Source organism: Pantoea sp. ABR1s (assembly GCF_057812235.1).
Genome location: NZ_CM173823.1, coordinates 406476 through 423313 on the forward strand (window position 1 = coordinate 406476; position 16838 = coordinate 423313).

The window sequence follows — 16838 nt, forward strand, 5'->3', positions numbered from 1 at the left end:
ATGAGGTCTCAGTTCCTGTCCCGCCAGCAAATGCTGAACGCGGGGTATCATTAACGAATTCTTAGTAATACCGACAAAATGGCAGAGAAACGCAATATCTTTCTGGTTGGGCCGATGGGTGCCGGCAAAAGCACTATTGGCCGTCAGTTGGCTCAGCAACTCAACATGGAGTTCTTCGATTCCGATCAGGAAATTGAGCGACGCACCGGAGCGGATGTGGGCTGGGTTTTTGATGTCGAAGGCGAAGCTGGCTTTCGCGATCGCGAAGAAAAAATCATTAACGAACTGACCGAGAAGCAAGGCATCGTCCTGGCGACAGGCGGTGGTTCCGTCAAATCCCGGGAAACGCGTAATCGTCTCTCCGCCCGCGGTGTTGTGGTTTATCTTGAAACCACCATCGAGAAGCAACTGGCGCGCACCCAACGTGACAAAAAACGTCCGTTGCTGCAGGTGGATTCACCGCCGCGTGAAGTGCTCGAAGCGCTGGCTGGCGAACGTAACCCGCTCTACGAAGAGATCGCCGATGTAACCATTCGCACAGATGATCAGAGTGCGAAAGTGGTGGCGAATCAGATTATCCACATGTTGGAAAAAAGTTGATCCAACGTTCGAAGGCTCCTTAACAGGTATCGGGCATCATGGAGAAGATCACCGTCTCACTGGGGGAACGCAGTTACCCCATCACTATCGCTGCCGGACTGTTTAACGATCCGGCTTCTTTTTGGCCGCTAACCGCGGGCGAAAACGCCATGGTGGTGACAAACCAGACGCTGGCTCCGCTTTATCTTGACCAGCTGACGGCGCTGCTGACGGGGGCAGGTGTAAAAGTGGATCAGGTGATCTTACCCGATGGCGAGCAATATAAGACGCTGGCCGTGATGGATCAGGTTTTTACCGCGCTCCTGCAAAAGCCGCACGGTCGTGATACGACGCTTATCGCCTTAGGCGGCGGCGTCATTGGCGATCTTACCGGTTTTGCTGCGGCCAGTTATCAGCGTGGCGTACGCTTTATTCAGGTACCGACCACCTTACTGTCGCAGGTCGACTCTTCGGTTGGCGGCAAAACGGCCGTTAACCATCCGCTGGGCAAAAACATGATCGGCGCGTTTTATCAACCCGCGTCGGTGGTGATTGATACTGCCTGTCTGCAGACGTTGCCCGCGCGCGAACTGGCGTCGGGTCTGGCGGAAGTGATTAAGTACGGCATCATCCTCGACGGTGCGTTTTTCCAGTGGCTGGAGCAGAATCTTGATGCCCTGCTGGCGCTGGATGAACAGGCGCTGGCGTACTGCATTCGTCGCTGCTGTGAACTGAAAGCCGAAGTCGTGGCCGCCGATGAACGTGAAAACGGTCAGCGGGCGTTGCTGAATCTGGGCCATACTTTTGGTCATGCGATTGAAGCACACATGGGCTATGGCAACTGGCTGCACGGTGAAGCGATTGCAGCGGGCATGGTGATGGCGGCACGCACGGCTGAACGCCTGGGGCAGTTCCAGGCACAGGAGACGGACCGCATTATTGCTCTGTTCCTGCGTGCCGGTTTGCCGGTACATGGGCCGGAGGCGATGAGTGCGGAGATGTATCTGCCGCACATGATGCGCGATAAGAAAGTTCTGGCGGGCGAATTGCGGCTGGTACTCCCGCTGTCGATTGGCCGCTCTGAAGTGCGTGGTGGCGTGGCACATGATATGGTGCTGGCTGCAATTAATGATTGTCAGCAATCCTGAGATTAAGCAGTTGAGTGGTGACGCGGCGCGCAGGGTGCGCAGTGCGGAATGCCGCTTTACGGAGGAGGCAAAATGGATGAGTTTAAACCGGAAGATGAGTTAAAACCTGACGCCAGCGATCGCCGTCCCTCGCGCCCTCGTAAGTCGTCTCCCGCAGCCAAAATACCGGTTTCGCGCCAGCGCATCATGATGGGTGTCGGGATCCTGGTTCTGCTGTTACTGGTACTGGGAATTGGTTCGGCGCTGAATGGTCCGGATGAGAAAAAACCTGCTACTGCGGGCAATACGCCTGCCGCTGGCGGCGGTTCCGGCAGCGAGAAGAATATCGACCTGGCTGGCTCCTCTTCCATGTCAGGTGGACAGACGACGCCGACTGGCGGGCAGACCACGCCAGCTACCAGCGAAAATAACGCGGCGACCAGCGGTAATGCTGCGTCTGACCCGCAGCGCGACGTCTCAATGCCGCCTGTGGCTTCAACGCCTACGCAGGCAGCCCCTGTTGACACGCCAGCGAATCAGCAGCGTGTCACACTGCCGGGCGATCTGAACAGCGCGCTGAGTAATCAGCAGCAGCAGGTCGACAGTGCCGCGATGGGCACGCAGGGTGGTAGTTCACTGCCAACAGCCCCTGCCACGGTCAGCGGCAATGCCGGAACGGCTGCGAATCCGGTTACGGCCCCAGCAGGCCGTCAGACGCCAAACAAATCAAACGCTTCTGCCCGTCCGGCGCACGATTCATCGCATAAAACTGCCTCGAAGCCTGCAACCCGTGACAGCAAAACACATACCACGCCAGCACGCACGCCAGCCCCTTCTGCTCCGGCCACTGCGGCGGCAGGAAGCAGTTCAGCCAGCAAATCATTGCCAGGCGGCAGCTATACTCTGCAGCTGAGCGGTGCATCGAAGGCTGAAAGCCTGAATGCCTGGGCTAAGCAGCAGAATCTGAGTGGGTATCACGTCTACAAAACCACACGTAACGGTCAGTCGTGGTACGTGCTGGTGAGTGGTTCCTATGCCACACCGGCTGATGCCAAACGCGCGGTAGCCTCACTGCCTGCCGAAGTGCGTGCGAAGAACCCGTGGGTTAAACCAGTAAGCCAGGTGAAGAAAGAAGCCAGCCAATAGCGGATGTGGGGCCAGTTTCTGGCCCCGTTTTAAGCGCAGATCTGCTGTCGGTCCAGCCACAGCCTCACAATAAGATGTAATAACCACGACAGCATGAAAAAAAATCGCGCTTTCCTGAAATGGGCAGGGGGAAAATTTCCCTTAGTAGAAGAGATCCATCGCCATCTGCCGCAAGGCGACTGTCTGGTAGAACCCTTTGTTGGCGCGGGTTCGGTGTTTCTGAACACTGAATTTGATCGCTACCATCTGGCTGATATCAACAGTGACCTGATTAATCTCTATAACATTGTTAAAACGCGCACGGCGGATTTCATCCGTGACGCGCAGCTGCTGTTTACGCCGGAAAGTAACAACGAGATCTGTTATTACCAGCGTCGCACCGAATTTAACACCAGCACCGACGCCTACCTGCGCGCGCTGTTGTTCCTCTATCTGAACCGTCACTGTTACAACGGCCTCTGTCGCTATAACCTGCGTGGCGAGTTCAACGTGCCGTTTGGCCGCTATCGCAAACCCTACTTTCCGGAAGCAGAACTGTTATGGTTTGCCGAGCGTGCGCAAAAAGCGACGTTTGTCTGTGAATCGTACGATGTTACCCTGACCAATGCCGGTAAAGGCTCGGTAGTCTATTGCGATCCGCCTTATGCGCCGCTGTCGGCAACGGCCAATTTCACGGCTTATCACACCAACAGCTTCAGCCTGCGTGAGCAGGAGAACCTGGCGGCGTTAGCGGCAAAGCTGGCTTCGTCGGAGGACCGGATTCCGGTACTGATTTCTAACCACGACACTGCACTGACGCGTTTATGGTATCAGGATGCAGAGTTACATGTGGTCAAAGCCCGGCGTTCTATCAGCCGAAGCATAACGGGTCGCACCAAGGTCGACGAACTGCTGGCACTTTATAGCTAGTCTGTTTCGTCCGCGACCAACGCATTACGCCAGCCTGCGTGCTGGCGCACAACAGTGGGAGAATCGGATGAAACAATATTTGCTGGCCCCTTCAATCCTTTCGGCGGACTTTGCTCGCCTGGGCGAAGACACAGCCAAAGCGCTGGCGGCCGGAGGTGACGTGGTTCACTTCGACGTGATGGACAACCACTACGTGCCTAATCTGACCATGGGTCCGATGGTGCTGAAAGCACTGCGCGACTATGGCATCACTGCCCCCATCGATGTGCATCTGATGGTGAAGCCGGTAGATGCGCTGATCCCTGATTTCGCCAAAGCGGGTGCCACCTACATCACCTTTCATCCCGAAGCCAGCGAACACGTTGACCGCACCCTGCAAATCATCAAAGAGCATGGCTGCAAAGCGGGTCTGGTGTTTAACCCGGCGACCCCGCTGAGCTACCTCGATTACGTCATGGATAAGCTGGATATCATTCTGCTGATGTCAGTGAACCCCGGCTTTGGCGGTCAGTCATTTATTCCTGGCACACTGGATAAACTGCGTGAAGCGCGCAGGCGTATCGATCAGAGTGGTTACAGCATTCGTCTTGAAGTGGATGGCGGCGTGAAGATCGACAATATTGGCCAGATCGCTGCCGCCGGTGCCGACATGTTTGTCGCCGGTTCCGCGATCTTCGGTCACCCTGACTATAAAAAAGTGATCGATGATATGCGCAACGAACTGGAGAAGGCCAATGGCTCATTTCACTGATATTCGTGCGCTGGCGTTTGATCTCGATGGGACACTGGTGGATAGCGCACCCGGCCTGGCCGATGCGATTGACCGCACGCTGAACGACCTCCGTCTGCCGCAGGCGGGCCTTGAGCGTGTCTCAACCTGGATTGGCAACGGCGCGGATATCATGATGGCCCGCGCGCTGACCTTCGCGCTGGGCCGTGAGCCGCAGCCGGAAGAGCAGCGTGATGCGCGGGCGCTGTTTGACCGACATTATGCCGATACCGTGGATGCGGGCAGTACGCTGTTTCCACAGATAAAGCAGACGCTGGCCGCCTTAAAGGCCGCCGGGCTGCCGATGGCGATAGTCACCAACAAGCCGACGCCGTTTGTGGCACCGCTGCTGGAGTCGCTTGGCATTGCTGATGCGTTTTCGCTGATTATCGGTGGCGACGATGTGCCGTTTAAAAAACCGCATCCTGCGGCAATCTTTATGGTGCTAGGTACCTTTGGTGTGTTGCCGAATGAGTTGCTGTTTGTCGGCGACTCACGCAATGATATCCAGGCGGCACAGGCGGCGGGCGTACCCAATATCGGCATGACCTTTGGCTATAACTATGGCGAGCCGATTGCCACCAGCCAGCCCGATTTAACCCTCGAATCTTTCGACGAACTTTTGCCCGCTCTGGGGCTGTAAATATCAGGACATAAGTATGAAACCCATCGTTTTCAGCGGCGCACAGCCGTCCGGCGAACTGACCATTGGCAACTATATGGGAGCGCTGCGTCAGTGGGTGCAGATGCAGGATGATTTCCACTGCATTTATTGCATCGTTGATCTGCACGCTATCACCGTGCGTCAGGATCCTGTTGCACTGCGTAAAGCGACGCTGGACACGCTGGCGCTCTATCTGGCCTGTGGTATCGACCCGCAAAAAAGCACCATCTTTGTTCAGTCGCATGTGCCAGAGCACACGCAGCTGAGCTGGATCCTGAATTGCTATGCCTACTTCGGTGAACTGAGCCGCATGACGCAGTTCAAGGACAAATCAGCGCGTTACGAAGAGAACATTAACGCCGGTCTGTTCGACTATCCGGTGCTGATGGCGGCTGACATTCTGCTCTATCAGACCCATCAGGTGCCGGTGGGTGAAGACCAGAAGCAGCATCTGGAGCTGAGCCGCGATATCGCGCATCGCTTCAATGCGATCTACGGCGATATCTTCAAAGTACCAGAGCCGTTGATTCCGAAGTCTGGCGCGCGCGTGATGTCGCTGCTGGAACCGACGAAGAAGATGTCCAAGTCTGACGATAACCGCAATAACGTGATCGGCCTGCTGGAAGATCCGAAAGCGGTCGTGAAGAAGATTAAACGCGCCGTCACCGATTCTGAAGAGCCGCCAGTGGTGCGCTACGATATCAAAGAGAAAGCGGGCGTCTCTAACCTGCTGGATATTCTGTCGGGTGTGACCGGTAAAACCATCGCCGAGCTGGAGCAGGAGTTCGAAGGCAAGATGTATGGTCACCTGAAGGGCGCAGTAGCCGATGCTGTGTCGGGTATGCTCTCTGAGCTGCAGGAGCGTTATCACAGCTTCCGCAACGATGAAGCACTGCTGGAGCAGGTGATGCGTGATGGCGCGGCCAAAGCACGCGCACAGGCGCAGGAAACGCTGAAGAAGGTGTATGAGGCGGTAGGCTTTGTCGCGATGCCGTAATGGCTGAGCAGACAACCAGGACGGCGGGCATTGTGCCCGCCGTTTTTATTTGCCGGACTCAGAACCAGCGCAGGCTGTCACGTAGACTTACCACGCTGCCGATGATCATCAGGCTGGGACTGGTCACCTGACCGGCTAACGCCTCCAGCTCGCTCAGTGTCCCGGTGACCACGCGTTGACGCGTAGTGGTGCCGTTTTCCACCAGCGCCACCGGCATATCGCTGCACATACCGTGCTTTATCAGCTGCTGCTGAATCTCTCCGGCCTGCGTGAGCCCCATATAAAAGACCAGCGTCTGCTGTTCCGCCGCCAGCGTCTGCCAGGCGAGCGAGCCCTCTTTCTGCAGATGTCCGGTAACCAGTCTGACACTCTGCGCATGATCGCGGTGGGTCAGGGGAATACCGCTGTAAGCCGCACAGCCCGATGCGGCGGTGATACCCGGCACCACGCTGAACGGAATCTGCCGCTGCGCCAGCGCTTCCAGCTCTTCACCGCCGCGACCAAAGATAAAGGGATCGCCGCCTTTCAGCCGCACTACGCGTTTTCCCCGCTGCGCCTGTTCGCAGAGCAGCTGGTTAATCTCATTCTGCGGTACGCAGTGATGTCCGGCGCGTTTCCCGACAAAAATGCGCTCGGCATCGCGGCGCACCAGATTCAGGATCTCATCGGAGACCAGCCGGTCATAGACGATGACGTCTGCCTGCTGGATCAGCTGTAAGCCTTTCAGGGTCAGTAATCCGGCATCACCCGGACCGGCACCGACCAGCGCCACTTCACCCTGTTGGCAAAGGTCAGCGTTAAAGAGCTGGTGGGTAATCTGCTCCGCGCGTTCACTGTCGCCGTTGGCCAGCGTCTGGGCCAGCCGCTCACTGTTAAAGAAGCGTTCCCAGAAGTGGCGGCGGGCACTGACAGAGCTGAATTGCTGTTTCACCCTCGCGCGCAGAGTGCCTGCCAGCTGAGCCAGCTGGCCAAGGTGTTGCGGCAGCATCGCCTCCAGCTTCTCCCGCAACAGGCGCGCCAGTACCGGCGCGCGTCCACCGGAAGAGACGGTGACCATCAGCGGGGAACGATCGATGATTGACGGCATAATGGCGCTGGCCTGCTGCGGCGCATCCACCAGATTGCAGAAGATCTGCTGTTTTTCGGCGGCTTCAGCCACCTGCTGATTAACCGCATCGTCGCTGGTTGCGGCGACCACCAGCCAGCAGCCGGTGAGCCAGTGCGGATCAAACGTCCCTGGCAGCAGCGTGATGGTTTCCTGCTGCGCCCATTGCCGGAAGGCGGGGGAGAAATCAAGGGCACCGACCAGCAGTTCGGCGCCGGCCTCCAGCAGCAGGCGGGCTTTCCGCTCAGCCACGTCACCTGCGCCGACCAGCAGGCAGCGTCGGCCCTGCAGGCGGCAGAATAAGGGGAAGTAGTCCATCAGACGTCCTTAAAAAAGCCCGCGGAGGCGGGCTGTTGACGGGAGTTACAGGCAGACTTCAACCTGTCCGGCATTGACCCGCACCGGCCAGGCCGCCACGGAGCGCGTTTTATCCTCCATGCAGTAGCCATCGCTAAGACGAAAACGCTGCTTTTTCAGCGGGCTGGCAACCCAGAGCGCATCCTGATGTTCAGCAATAATGCCGCGTGACAGCACGCTGGCATCGGCAAAGGGGTCGATATTGCTGATGGCATAGAGCTGCTCATCGTTGCGGGGACGGAAGATAGCAACCTGCTGGCCTTTGACCAGCGCGCAGACGCCCGTGGCGGGCAGGATCTGCGTCAGCGGGCACACCGGATTCCACTGGCTCATGATTCGGTCTCCTCAATCAGGGTCACGGCAATGCGTTCATCGGCGCGTGCCGGGCGGTGCTGGTCGCGCTCCGCGACCCGCTGCACGCCAGGATCGCGTTGCGGCGAGTTGATAAAGTGGGCAAAGCGCGTCAGGTGATCCTTATCTTCCAGCGTCGCTTTCCATTCACAGCTGACGCTGGCGCGCAGTGCGGCCAGCTGCTGCTCCATCTGGCCGTTGAGGCCAAGTTTGTCATCCACAATCACCTTACGCAGATAGTCGATGCCGCCTTCCAGACTCTCCAGCCACAGCGAGGTGCGCTGCAGTTTGTCGGCGGTGCGGATATAGAACATCATGAAACGGTCGAGATAGGTGATCAGCGTCTGCTGATCGAGATCGGCCGCCAGCAGATCGCCATGGCGCGGCTTCATGCCGCCGTTGCCGCAGACGTAAAGGTTCCACCCTTTTTCGGTCGCGATAATGCCGACATCTTTGCCCTGTGCTTCCGCACATTCACGGGTGCAGCCAGAGACGCCAAACTTCATCTTGTGCGGCGTACGGATGCCTTTGTAGCGGTTCTCCAGCATCACGCCGAAGCCGAGGCTATCACCCACGCCATAACGGCACCAGGCGCTGCCAACGCAGGTTTTCGCCATCCGCAGCGCCTTGGCGTAGGCCTGGCCGGTTTCAAATCCGGCGTCGATCAGCTGTGACCAGATAGCGGGCAGATCGTCTTTCTGCGCGCCAAACAGACCGATGCGCTGAGAGCCGGTAATTTTGGTGTAGAGCTGATAGCGCTCGGCGATCTCGCCAATCACTTTCAGTCCCTGGGGTGTGATTTCACCGCCGGGCGAGCGCGGGATCACCGAGTAGGTGCCATCTTTCTGGATGTTGCCAAGGTAGAGGTCGTTGCTGTCCTGCAACGGCGCGTGCTGGGGCTTGAGCACATACTCATTCCAGCAGGAGGCGAGCAGTGAGCCAACCACCGGCTTGCACACTTCACAGCCGTAACCCTGACCATAGCGGGCCAGCAGTTCGTCAAAGGTTTTAATCTCCTCTACCTGAATCAGGTGATAAAGCTCCTGGCGTGACCAGGCGAAGTGGGCGCAAAGATGGTTATTGACCTCAATGCCCTGACGGCTGAGTTCACTGTTGAGAACCTGGGTGATCAGTGGGATACAGCCGCCGCAACCGGTGCCGGCACGGGTGCTGCTTTTCAGTGCTGCCACGGTATGACAGCCACCCTGTACCGCCTTAATGATGTCGCCTTTACTGACGTCAAAACAGGAGCAGATTTGTGCGGTATCAGGCAGAGAATCGACGCCGATGGCCGGTTTATCCCCGCTGCCGGCTGGCAGAATCAGCGCTTCCGGATTAGCAGGCAGCGGAATACCATTCAGCACCAGCTGCAGCAGGTTGCCATAGTCGCTGGTGTCGCCCACCAGGACGGCACCCAGCAGGGTTTTCTGATCTTCGCTGATAATCAGGCGCTTGTAGATCGATTTGCTCTCATCCAGCCAGACCACGCTGCGAGCGCCTGGCGTGGTGCCGCGCGCATCGCCAATGCCGCCAACATCAACACCCAGCAGCTTCAGTTTGGCGCTCATGTCCGCGCCGGTAAACGCATTGTCGCGGCCCAGCAGATGGTCGCTGGCGACCTGGGCCATTTTGTAACCCGGCGCCACCAGGCCATAGACACGATTCTGCCAGGCAGCGCACTCACCGATGGCGTAGATAGTGGGATCGCTGGTCCGGCACTGGTCATCAATGGCGATGCCGCCGCGCGGCCCCAGTGCTAATCCACACTGCTTCGCCAGTTTGTCCTGCGGGCGAATGCCGGTGGAGAAGACGATGAAATCGACCTCCAGCGCGCTGCCATCAGCAAACTGCAGCGTTTTGCCGCCGTGCTCGTGATGCACAATCTGTTGGGTGTTTTTACCGGTGTGGACCCGCACGCCCATCTGCTCAATCTTGCGACGTAGCTGCTCACCGCCTTGCTGATCTAACTGCTCCGCCATCAGCACCGGCGCAAATTCAATAACGTGGGTTTCAATGCCCAGATTTTTCAGTGCGCCCGCCGCTTCCAGCCCCAGCAGGCCGCCGCCAATCACCGCGCCGCGTTTGCTGCGGCGCGAACAGGCTTCGATGGCGTTGAGATCTTCGATGGTGCGATAGACAAAGCAGTCGCTGCCTTCGGCACCGTTAATTGGCGGGATCCACGGATAAGAGCCGGTGGCAAAAATCAGCGTATCGTAATGCACCGCGCGACCGGTACTGGAGTGGATGAGCTTCTCATCACGGTTAATGGTGATGGCGCGTTCACCCAGCAGCAGATTGACCTGATGTTTGTCGTAATAGCCTTCACGAACCAGCGACAATTCTTCAGCGGTGTGATGGGAAAAGTAGGCGGACAGGTGGACACGATCATAGGCGACACGGGGTTCTTCACAAAAGACGGTCAGCGAAAACTGGTCAGGTTCCGCTTTCTCTAGTAATTCTTCTATGAAGCGGTGGCCGACCATGCCGTTACCGATAACGACGACATTGTGCTTGCTCATTTTTGCCTCAAATTTGCGATATCTGCGGCTACAATAGCGCGCCGTTTCCGGCACTTATTGATATACATCAACCACGACGCCATATACCCATTAAGAGGTATATGGTTGATTTGAAATAATTTTTTCTGGTGCGGCTAACCCGCTGATTATTCGGGCTTGCGGCGGGTCACCTGAATCGTGTTAGTTTTAAATCACAAAACCGGAAAAGGAGTCGGCAATGATGTCACCTAAGTGGATCAATAACGTGCGTTTACCCTGGCGGGATGGGTTATGGCAGATCGCCATCGCCGATGGCAAAATTGCCCGAATCTCAGCCCAGCCGCAGCACGCTTCACCGGCGGATGAATCGCTGGACGGTGAGGGTGGCATAGCCTGCGCGCCTTTTATTGAGCCGCATATTCATCTGGATACCACCCAGACCGCTGGCGAACCCGCGTGGAACCAGTCCGGTACGCTGTTTGAAGGCATTGAGCGCTGGGCTGAACGCAAAGCCATGCTCAGTCATGAAGATGTTAAGCGGCGGGCGATGCAGACGCTGAAGTGGCAGATTGCCAACGGCATTCAGTTTGTCCGTACTCATGTTGACGTTTCTGACCCGTCACTGACGGCGCTTAAAGCGATGCTGGAGTTGAAGGCGGAGATGGCGCCGTGGATCACTATCCAGATTGTTGCTTTTCCCCAGGAGGGTATTCTCTCTTATCCCAACGGTGAAGCGCTGCTGGAGGAGGCATTGCGGCTGGGCGCGGATGTGGTCGGCGCGATCCCGCATTACGAATTCACCCGTGAATATGGTGTTGAGTCGCTGCATAAAACTTTTGCGCTGGCTAACCGCTATGATCGGTTGATCGATGTTCACTGCGATGAGATCGATGATGAACAGTCGCGCTTTGTGGAAACCGTGGCGGCGCTGGCGCATCGCGATGGCAACGGCGCGCGCGTGACGGCCAGTCATACCACCGCGATGCACTCTTATAATGGCGCGTATACCTCACGACTGTTTCGACTGCTTAAGCTGTCGGGCATTAATTTTGTCGCGAATCCGCTGGTCAATATTCACCTGCAGGGCCGCTTTGATACCTACCCTAAGCGGCGCGGCATTACGCGGGTGAAAGAGATGCTGGAGGCGGAGATTAACGTCTGTTTCGGCCACGACGATGTGTTCGATCCCTGGTATCCGCTGGGCACCGCCAGCATGCTGCAGGTGCTGCATATGGGCTTACACGTCTGTCAGTTGATGGGCTATGAGCAGATTGATGCGGGTCTGGATCTGATTACGCATAACAGCGCGAAGACGCTGCAGCTGTCAGGCTATGGCATTCAGACCGGCAACGATGCCAGCCTGATTATTCTGCCGGCAGAGAGTGGTTTTGATGCAGTAAGAAGACAGGTTCCGGTGCGCTACTCGCTGCGTCGCGGCACTGTGGTGGCAGAGACAAAGCCCGCAGAAAGCGAGATTTACTGGCGGGAGCGGGAGCGGATAGACTTCCGGCGTTAAACAGCAGGGCGGCGATCAATCGCCGCCCTGAATGATTAATGCGTAACGTGACCGTGCGAGCGATGTTTAGTGACCAGCCCCAGCAGGACACACATTACAAACACCACCGCGTAGAGGCCGTTGGCGGTGACCAGCGCCGTGTGCACGCCGCTCTTCTCAACAATCGGCGCGGTCACCACGAAGGTCAGCATGGTGCCAACGGTGCCGCAGGTCAGAATAAAGTTCACCAGTTTCGGTGACGCTACTTTGGTCTGCAGCGAGCCGAGCGTGATGATGGTGGTGTAAATTGCGCTGGAGCTGAAGCCCAACACCATAATGATCCACTTCAGCATGCTGGCATCGCTGCTGCTGACGAACCAGTACATCAGCACGGTAGCCAGTCCCGCCAGTACCATCAGAATGCGTTGCAGATCGAAGAAGCGCAGCAGGAAGCTGAAGGCCCACATACCCACCATATACGCGGTCCAGAAGCTGCCCACCAGTTGTCCGGCATCATTAATATTCATGCCCATGACTTTGGTGGCATATTCCGGCACCCAGGAGATAAAGCCAAGCTGGCCCAGAATGTAGCAGAGCGCCGCCACTGCCAGCAGCAGCACGCCCACACCCCATTTTTCTTTCTCAACTGTCGGGCTGTTTTCGGGCTTACGCAGCACCGGGAACTCGACAAACAGCGTCATGATGAAGATCGCGACGTAGATAAAGCCGATGCAGACGTAGACCCAGTACCACGGCAGCTGACGCGCCAGCAGAATCCCCGCCAGCACCGGAAACAGCGTGCCCGCCATGCTGAAGAAGGAGTCGGTAAACAGCAGGCGCGAACCGCGCTGGCGGCCTTCATACATATGGGTGATCAGGAAGGTGCCGATCGACATAGTAATGCCGCTGACCACGCCCAGCACAAACATACAGAGCGAGAAGACGGTCAGATCGCGGCTGGTCATCAACCCGATTATCGCCAGTACCATCAGGACGAAGCCGAAAATCAGCTGACGCTTCAGTGGCACAATCACCATCAGCCAGGCGTTCAGGAAAACCGCCGCCAGGATGCCGCTGTTGAGGAAGGTGAAGGTATTACTCATGCTGGAGATGGGGATCTGGAAATCTTTTGCGATATCGCCCATTACCATGCCGGTAACAATCACCAGCGCGCCGGTAAGCGCGTAGGAGAAGAAGCTTATCCAGGTGAGGCCAATACGATTACGGTTTGTCATGTTCTGAACCTGTTGAGAACCGGGTGCCAAAAAGTGTCAGAAAGTGTAAACGGAACCGTGATCTTAATAAACAACCAGTGAAACCAGAGATCCATATTTCATGTGTTGTGTGATTTTAATCACGTAATTGCCGGGGTTTAACGTTTGCTCCCCTCATTTGCTGCCACAGCGTAAATATAGGTAAAACGCTGGCTCCTGGAATAGAGTCTCTTTACAATCAATCACGTTTTTGTGCCCGCTCTCCCAGGTAAGGAATCTTTCATGTTTAAACGTACTTTAACAGCGGCCATCACCCTGTTAGCGCTCTCTTCCGTTTCCGCCCAGGCGCTGGCTGCAAAAGGTGACACCCACGTTCTGCTCACCACCTCCGCCGGCAATATCGAACTCGAACTGAATAACCAGAAAGCGCCGGTTTCTGTGAAAAACTTCGTTGATTACGTCAACAACGGTTTTTACAACAACACCATTTTTCACCGCGTGATCCCGGGCTTTATGGTGCAGGGTGGGGGCTTCACTACGGACATGCAGCAGAAGCAGACTAACGCGCCGATCAAGAATGAAGCGGATAACGGCCTGCGTAACCTGCGTGGCACGATTTCCATGGCGCGTACCGCCGATAAAGACAGTGCGACCAGCCAGTTCTTCCTCAACGTCGCGGATAATGCATTCCTCGATCACGGACAGCGCGATTTTGGCTATGCCGTATTTGGTAAGATTGTGAAAGGTCAGGATGTGGTTGAAAAAATTTCTCAGGTACCGACCAAAGATGTGGGTCCTTACCAGAATGTTCCATCCAAACCGGTAGTTATCCTCTCCGCCAAAGTCCTGCCTTAAGTCCGTTCGTCGCCATCTGCGGATGGCGACCGCCTGCCGCATCCGGCAAAGCCAGAATTTGCTCTTATACTTAGGGCAAAAACCTGAGCAGGAGGCGGCATGGCGAACAAACTCACCGAAAAACAGAAGGTCACCCTGTGGCGACAGCGGCGTAGCGCCAGCTATCAGGCCAGCTGTCGGCTGGAAGGCTTCTCGCCAAATGAAACCAGCGTAAACAGCGATGATGCGGCCGCACGTCTGGCGTCACTGAGGAGGCAATATGGACTCTAATACCGCCGTCAGCCAGGATCCCTACCTGTGGCAGCATGACAATGTGCTGAAAAACCTGCCCGATATTCACGATGCCGCGCAGCTGCGTAAGGCGGAGCTGAGTTTTAGTGCGGCGCGTGCCGCCACGCTGGAGCTGGGCCCCCGTAATCCTGGACTGCCTTACCTGCGCCAGATCCACCGTACGCTGTTTCAGGACGTCTACAGCTGGGCTGGTGAACTGCGCACTATCGATATCTGGCGCGATGAGACGCCGTTCTGTCATTTCGAATATATCGAAAAGGAAGGTAACGCCCTGATGGCCGCGCTGGAGGAGGAGAAGGGCCTTGCTGACCTGCCACGTGACGCGTTTATTGAGCGTGTTGCCCACTACTACTGCGAAATCAATATGTTGCATCCTTTCCGCCACGGCAACGGTCGGGCGCAGCGGATTTTCTTTGAACAGCTGGCGCTGCATGCCGGTTATCTGCTCTCCTGGGAAGAGACTGACGCTGAAAGCTGGAAAGCGGCGAATCAGGCTGGTGTGGCCGGAGACCTGACTTTGCTGGAGCAGGTATTTGCGAAAGTGGTGAGCGAGGCGGCTTAACCGCGTAGAATAGCGGCGCGGGTAATTATTCTGGACTGGCCATGCTGCTGCTTATCGACAATTACGACTCCTTTACCTGGAATCTTTATCAATATTTCTGCGAGCTGGGCGCGCAGGTTCAGGTGGTGCGCAATGATGCCATCACGCTGGAGCAGATGGCGGCGTTACCGCTGACTCATCTGGTGATCTCCCCTGGTCCCTGCACGCCGTCGGAGTCAGGCATTTCGCTGGCGGCGATCCGGCATTTCGCCGGTCAGCTGCCGGTGCTGGGCGTCTGTCTGGGCCATCAGGCAATTGCGCAGGCGTATGGCGCGCAGGTCGTGCGTGCGCGTCAGGTGATGCACGGCAAAACCTCTGCGATTCAGCACACTGGCCAGGGCGTGTTCCACACTCTGAAAAATCCACTAACCGTGACCCGCTACCATTCGCTGATTGTACAGCGCGACTCCCTGCCAGATGCCTTCGAGGTGACTGCCTGGACGGTGCGTGACGGCGAGCCTGACGAAATTATGGGATTCCGCCATAAAACCCTGGCGCTGGAAGGCGTGCAGTTCCATCCCGAAAGCATTCTCAGCGAGCAGGGACATCAGCTGCTGCGCAATTTCCTTGAGCAATAAGTTGCCTTTGAGTGATTTTTTATGCATATTTTGTGATTATTATTTCAAAGTTGCACATCAATCATCTAAATGGGGTCATCAATGGCAGCGGAAAAAATTGCGGTCACGCGGGAGACGTTCGATAACGTTATTTTGCCTGTTTATGCACCTGCGCAGTTCGTGCCGGTAAAAGGCAAGGGCAGTCGTGTATGGGATCAGCAGGGCAAAGAGTATATCGATTTCTCAGGTGGTATCGCCGTCACCGCACTTGGACACTGCCATCCTGCGCTGGTGGAGACGCTGAAAAGTCAGGGCGAGACGCTGTGGCACACCAGCAACGTCTTCACCAACGAACCGGCGCTGCGTCTTGCCAGTAAGTTAATTCAGGCGACCTTTGCCGAGCGGGTCTTCTTCGCTAACTCCGGGGCCGAAGCCAACGAGGCCGCCTTTAAGCTGGCGCGCTACTACGCCTGCAAACGTCACAGCCCATTCAAAAGTAAGATTATCGCCTTTCATAACGCCTTTCATGGCCGGACGCTGTTTACCGTCACGGTCGGCGGACAGCCAAAATATTCTGATGGGTTCGGGCCTAAACCGGCGGATATCGTCCATGTGCCGTTCAATGATCTGAACGCAGTAAAAGCGGTCATTGACGATCACACCTGCGCCATTGTGGTTGAACCGATTCAGGGTGAGGGCGGCGTCGTGCCCGCAACGCAGGAATTTATGCAGGGACTGCGTGAGCTTTGCGATCAGCATCAGGCGCTGCTGGTGCTGGATGAAGTGCAGAGCGGCATGGGGCGCAGCGGCAAGCTGTTCGCCTATGAGCATTATGGCATCCAGCCCGATATTCTGACCTCAGCCAAAGCGCTGGGCGGCGGTTTCCCGGTCAGCGCCATGCTGACCACTAACGAGATCGCCTCGACCATGGCGCCGGGCGTGCATGGCACCACCTATGGCGGCAATCCACTCGCCTGCGCCATCGCCGAAACTGCGCTCGATATTATCAATACGCCGGAGGTGCTGGCAGGCGTTGAGACACGTCGTCAGCACTTTGTCACGGCGCTGCAGGCCATCGATGCGAAGTATGATCTCTTCAGCGATATTCGCGGCAAGGGTCTGCTGATTGGCGCGGCGCTGAAACCGCAGCATGCCGGTAAAGCACGCGACATCCTGAATGCCGCGGCCGCAGAAGGCGTGATGGTGCTGGTTGCCGGCACTGACGTGATGCGTTTTGCCCCGTCACTGATCATTGAGCCTGCCGACATCGAAGAGGGCATGAGCCGCTTCGCCACGGCCGTCGGCAACGTGCTCAACGGCTAG

General features: G+C 56.8%; 17 protein-coding genes. 13 read left to right on the top strand and 4 right to left on the bottom strand.

Features of this window, described 5'->3' with window-relative positions:
* The first annotated feature begins 78 nt into the window (after nt 1-78).
* The 7 genes from aroK (at nt 79) to trpS (ending at nt 6191) form a co-directional block, all read left to right on the top strand.
* Entirely contained in the window at nt 79-600 is a 522-nt protein-coding gene (gene aroK, locus ACXKZD_RS01875; RefSeq protein WP_003852989.1) for a shikimate kinase AroK, read from the top strand.
* A gap of 38 nt (nt 601-638) precedes the next feature.
* Nucleotides 639-1727 carry a 3-dehydroquinate synthase gene (aroB, locus tag ACXKZD_RS01880; protein ID WP_187492640.1) on the top strand — a complete coding sequence of 363 codons (1089 nt, stop codon included), beginning with the start codon at nt 639-641 and terminating at the stop codon, nt 1725-1727.
* Between the two features lie 72 nt (nt 1728-1799).
* Nucleotides 1800-2852 (top strand): SPOR domain-containing protein, encoded by a 1053-nt coding sequence (locus ACXKZD_RS01885; RefSeq protein WP_045139564.1) that lies wholly within the window; start codon nt 1800-1802, stop codon nt 2850-2852.
* A gap of 93 nt (nt 2853-2945) precedes the next feature.
* Nucleotides 2946-3761: an adenine-specific DNA-methyltransferase gene (dam, locus tag ACXKZD_RS01890; protein ID WP_010671570.1), complete on the top strand. Its 816-nt coding sequence runs from the start codon at nt 2946-2948 to the stop codon at nt 3759-3761.
* A 67-nt stretch (nt 3762-3828) separates the two neighbouring features.
* Complete coding sequence (gene rpe, locus ACXKZD_RS01895) at nt 3829-4512, top strand: ribulose-phosphate 3-epimerase (protein ID WP_010253116.1); 684 nt, start codon at nt 3829-3831, stop codon at nt 4510-4512.
* Complete coding sequence (locus ACXKZD_RS01900) at nt 4496-5173, top strand: phosphoglycolate phosphatase (RefSeq protein WP_488981838.1); 678 nt, start codon at nt 4496-4498, stop codon at nt 5171-5173. The genes rpe and ACXKZD_RS01900 overlap by 17 nt, the downstream gene beginning before the upstream one ends.
* Before the next feature lie 16 nt (nt 5174-5189).
* Nucleotides 5190-6191: a tryptophan--tRNA ligase gene (gene trpS, locus ACXKZD_RS01905; RefSeq protein WP_033758992.1), complete on the top strand. Its 1002-nt coding sequence runs from the start codon at nt 5190-5192 to the stop codon at nt 6189-6191.
* A 58-nt stretch (nt 6192-6249) separates the two neighbouring features.
* On the opposite strand, the gene cysG is transcribed toward trpS, so the two are convergent.
* From cysG to nirB, 3 genes are read right to left on the bottom strand one after another with little or no spacing between them, the layout of a single operon-like run.
* Nucleotides 6250-7614 carry a siroheme synthase CysG gene (cysG, locus tag ACXKZD_RS01910; RefSeq protein ID WP_488981839.1) on the bottom strand — a complete coding sequence of 455 codons (1365 nt, stop codon included), beginning with the start codon at nt 7612-7614 and terminating at the stop codon, nt 6250-6252.
* 45 nt (nt 7615-7659) lie between these two features.
* Nucleotides 7660-7986 carry a nitrite reductase small subunit NirD gene (nirD, locus tag ACXKZD_RS01915; protein ID WP_033785680.1) on the bottom strand — a complete coding sequence of 109 codons (327 nt, stop codon included), beginning with the start codon at nt 7984-7986 and terminating at the stop codon, nt 7660-7662.
* Nucleotides 7983-10523, bottom strand: coding sequence for a nitrite reductase large subunit NirB (gene nirB, locus ACXKZD_RS01920; RefSeq protein ID WP_033780999.1), 2541 nt, complete (start codon nt 10521-10523; stop codon nt 7983-7985). Before nirB ends, nirD begins: the two co-directional genes overlap by 4 nt.
* 217 nt (nt 10524-10740) lie before the next feature.
* Between nirB and ACXKZD_RS01925 the strand changes: the two genes are divergently transcribed.
* The gene (locus ACXKZD_RS01925) at nt 10741-12018 is read left to right on the top strand and encodes a cytosine deaminase (RefSeq protein WP_022624050.1); all 1278 of its coding nucleotides are present in this window, start codon (nt 10741-10743) and stop codon (nt 12016-12018) included.
* A gap of 35 nt (nt 12019-12053) precedes the next feature.
* On the opposite strand, the gene tsgA is transcribed toward ACXKZD_RS01925, so the two are convergent.
* Nucleotides 12054-13232, bottom strand: a complete 1179-nt coding sequence (tsgA, locus tag ACXKZD_RS01930) for an MFS transporter TsgA (RefSeq protein WP_022624051.1) — start codon at nt 13230-13232, stop codon at nt 12054-12056.
* A 261-nt stretch (nt 13233-13493) separates the two neighbouring features.
* Between tsgA and ppiA the strand changes: the two genes are divergently transcribed.
* The 5 genes from ppiA to argD all read left to right on the top strand — a co-directional run bounded on the left by ppiA (nt 13494) and on the right by argD (nt 16838).
* Entirely contained in the window at nt 13494-14066 is a 573-nt protein-coding gene (gene ppiA, locus ACXKZD_RS01935) for a peptidylprolyl isomerase A (protein WP_003852970.1), read from the top strand.
* Between the two features lie 99 nt (nt 14067-14165).
* Nucleotides 14166-14336, top strand: coding sequence for a YhfG family protein (locus tag ACXKZD_RS01940; RefSeq protein WP_010253095.1), 171 nt, complete (start codon nt 14166-14168; stop codon nt 14334-14336).
* Nucleotides 14326-14919 carry a putative adenosine monophosphate-protein transferase Fic gene (locus tag ACXKZD_RS01945; RefSeq protein WP_022624052.1) on the top strand — a complete coding sequence of 198 codons (594 nt, stop codon included), beginning with the start codon at nt 14326-14328 and terminating at the stop codon, nt 14917-14919. The genes ACXKZD_RS01940 and ACXKZD_RS01945 overlap by 11 nt, the downstream gene beginning before the upstream one ends.
* A gap of 41 nt (nt 14920-14960) precedes the next feature.
* Nucleotides 14961-15536 (top strand): aminodeoxychorismate/anthranilate synthase component II, encoded by a 576-nt coding sequence (locus tag ACXKZD_RS01950; RefSeq protein ID WP_022624053.1) that lies wholly within the window; start codon nt 14961-14963, stop codon nt 15534-15536.
* Between the two features lie 81 nt (nt 15537-15617).
* Nucleotides 15618-16838 (top strand): bifunctional acetylornithine/succinyldiaminopimelate transaminase, encoded by a 1221-nt coding sequence (gene argD, locus ACXKZD_RS01955; RefSeq protein ID WP_022624054.1) that lies wholly within the window; start codon nt 15618-15620, stop codon nt 16836-16838.

Bases quoted from the DNA above. Each gene is read 5' to 3' on its own strand.
- aroK (WP_003852989.1), top strand. From the start codon at position 79: ATGGCAGAGAAACGCAATATCTTTCTGGTTGGGCCGATGGGTGCCGGC.
- aroB (WP_187492640.1), top strand. From the start codon at position 639: ATGGAGAAGATCACCGTCTCACTGGGGGAACGCAGTTACCCCATCACT.
- ACXKZD_RS01885 (WP_045139564.1), top strand. From the start codon at position 1,800: ATGGATGAGTTTAAACCGGAAGATGAGTTAAAACCTGACGCCAGCGAT.
- dam (WP_010671570.1), top strand. From the start codon at position 2,946: ATGAAAAAAAATCGCGCTTTCCTGAAATGGGCAGGGGGAAAATTTCCC.
- rpe (WP_010253116.1), top strand. From the start codon at position 3,829: ATGAAACAATATTTGCTGGCCCCTTCAATCCTTTCGGCGGACTTTGCT.
- ACXKZD_RS01900 (WP_488981838.1), top strand. From the start codon at position 4,496: ATGGCTCATTTCACTGATATTCGTGCGCTGGCGTTTGATCTCGATGGG.
- trpS (WP_033758992.1), top strand. From the start codon at position 5,190: ATGAAACCCATCGTTTTCAGCGGCGCACAGCCGTCCGGCGAACTGACC.
- cysG (WP_488981839.1), bottom strand. From the start codon at position 7,614: ATGGACTACTTCCCCTTATTCTGCCGCCTGCAGGGCCGACGCTGCCTG.
- nirD (WP_033785680.1), bottom strand. From the start codon at position 7,986: ATGAGCCAGTGGAATCCGGTGTGCCCGCTGACGCAGATCCTGCCCGCC.
- nirB (WP_033780999.1), bottom strand. From the start codon at position 10,523: ATGAGCAAGCACAATGTCGTCGTTATCGGTAACGGCATGGTCGGCCAC.
- ACXKZD_RS01925 (WP_022624050.1), top strand. From the start codon at position 10,741: ATGATGTCACCTAAGTGGATCAATAACGTGCGTTTACCCTGGCGGGAT.
- tsgA (WP_022624051.1), bottom strand. From the start codon at position 13,232: ATGACAAACCGTAATCGTATTGGCCTCACCTGGATAAGCTTCTTCTCC.
- ppiA (WP_003852970.1), top strand. From the start codon at position 13,494: ATGTTTAAACGTACTTTAACAGCGGCCATCACCCTGTTAGCGCTCTCT.
- ACXKZD_RS01940 (WP_010253095.1), top strand. From the start codon at position 14,166: ATGGCGAACAAACTCACCGAAAAACAGAAGGTCACCCTGTGGCGACAG.
- ACXKZD_RS01945 (WP_022624052.1), top strand. From the start codon at position 14,326: ATGGACTCTAATACCGCCGTCAGCCAGGATCCCTACCTGTGGCAGCAT.
- ACXKZD_RS01950 (WP_022624053.1), top strand. From the start codon at position 14,961: ATGCTGCTGCTTATCGACAATTACGACTCCTTTACCTGGAATCTTTAT.
- argD (WP_022624054.1), top strand. From the start codon at position 15,618: ATGGCAGCGGAAAAAATTGCGGTCACGCGGGAGACGTTCGATAACGTT.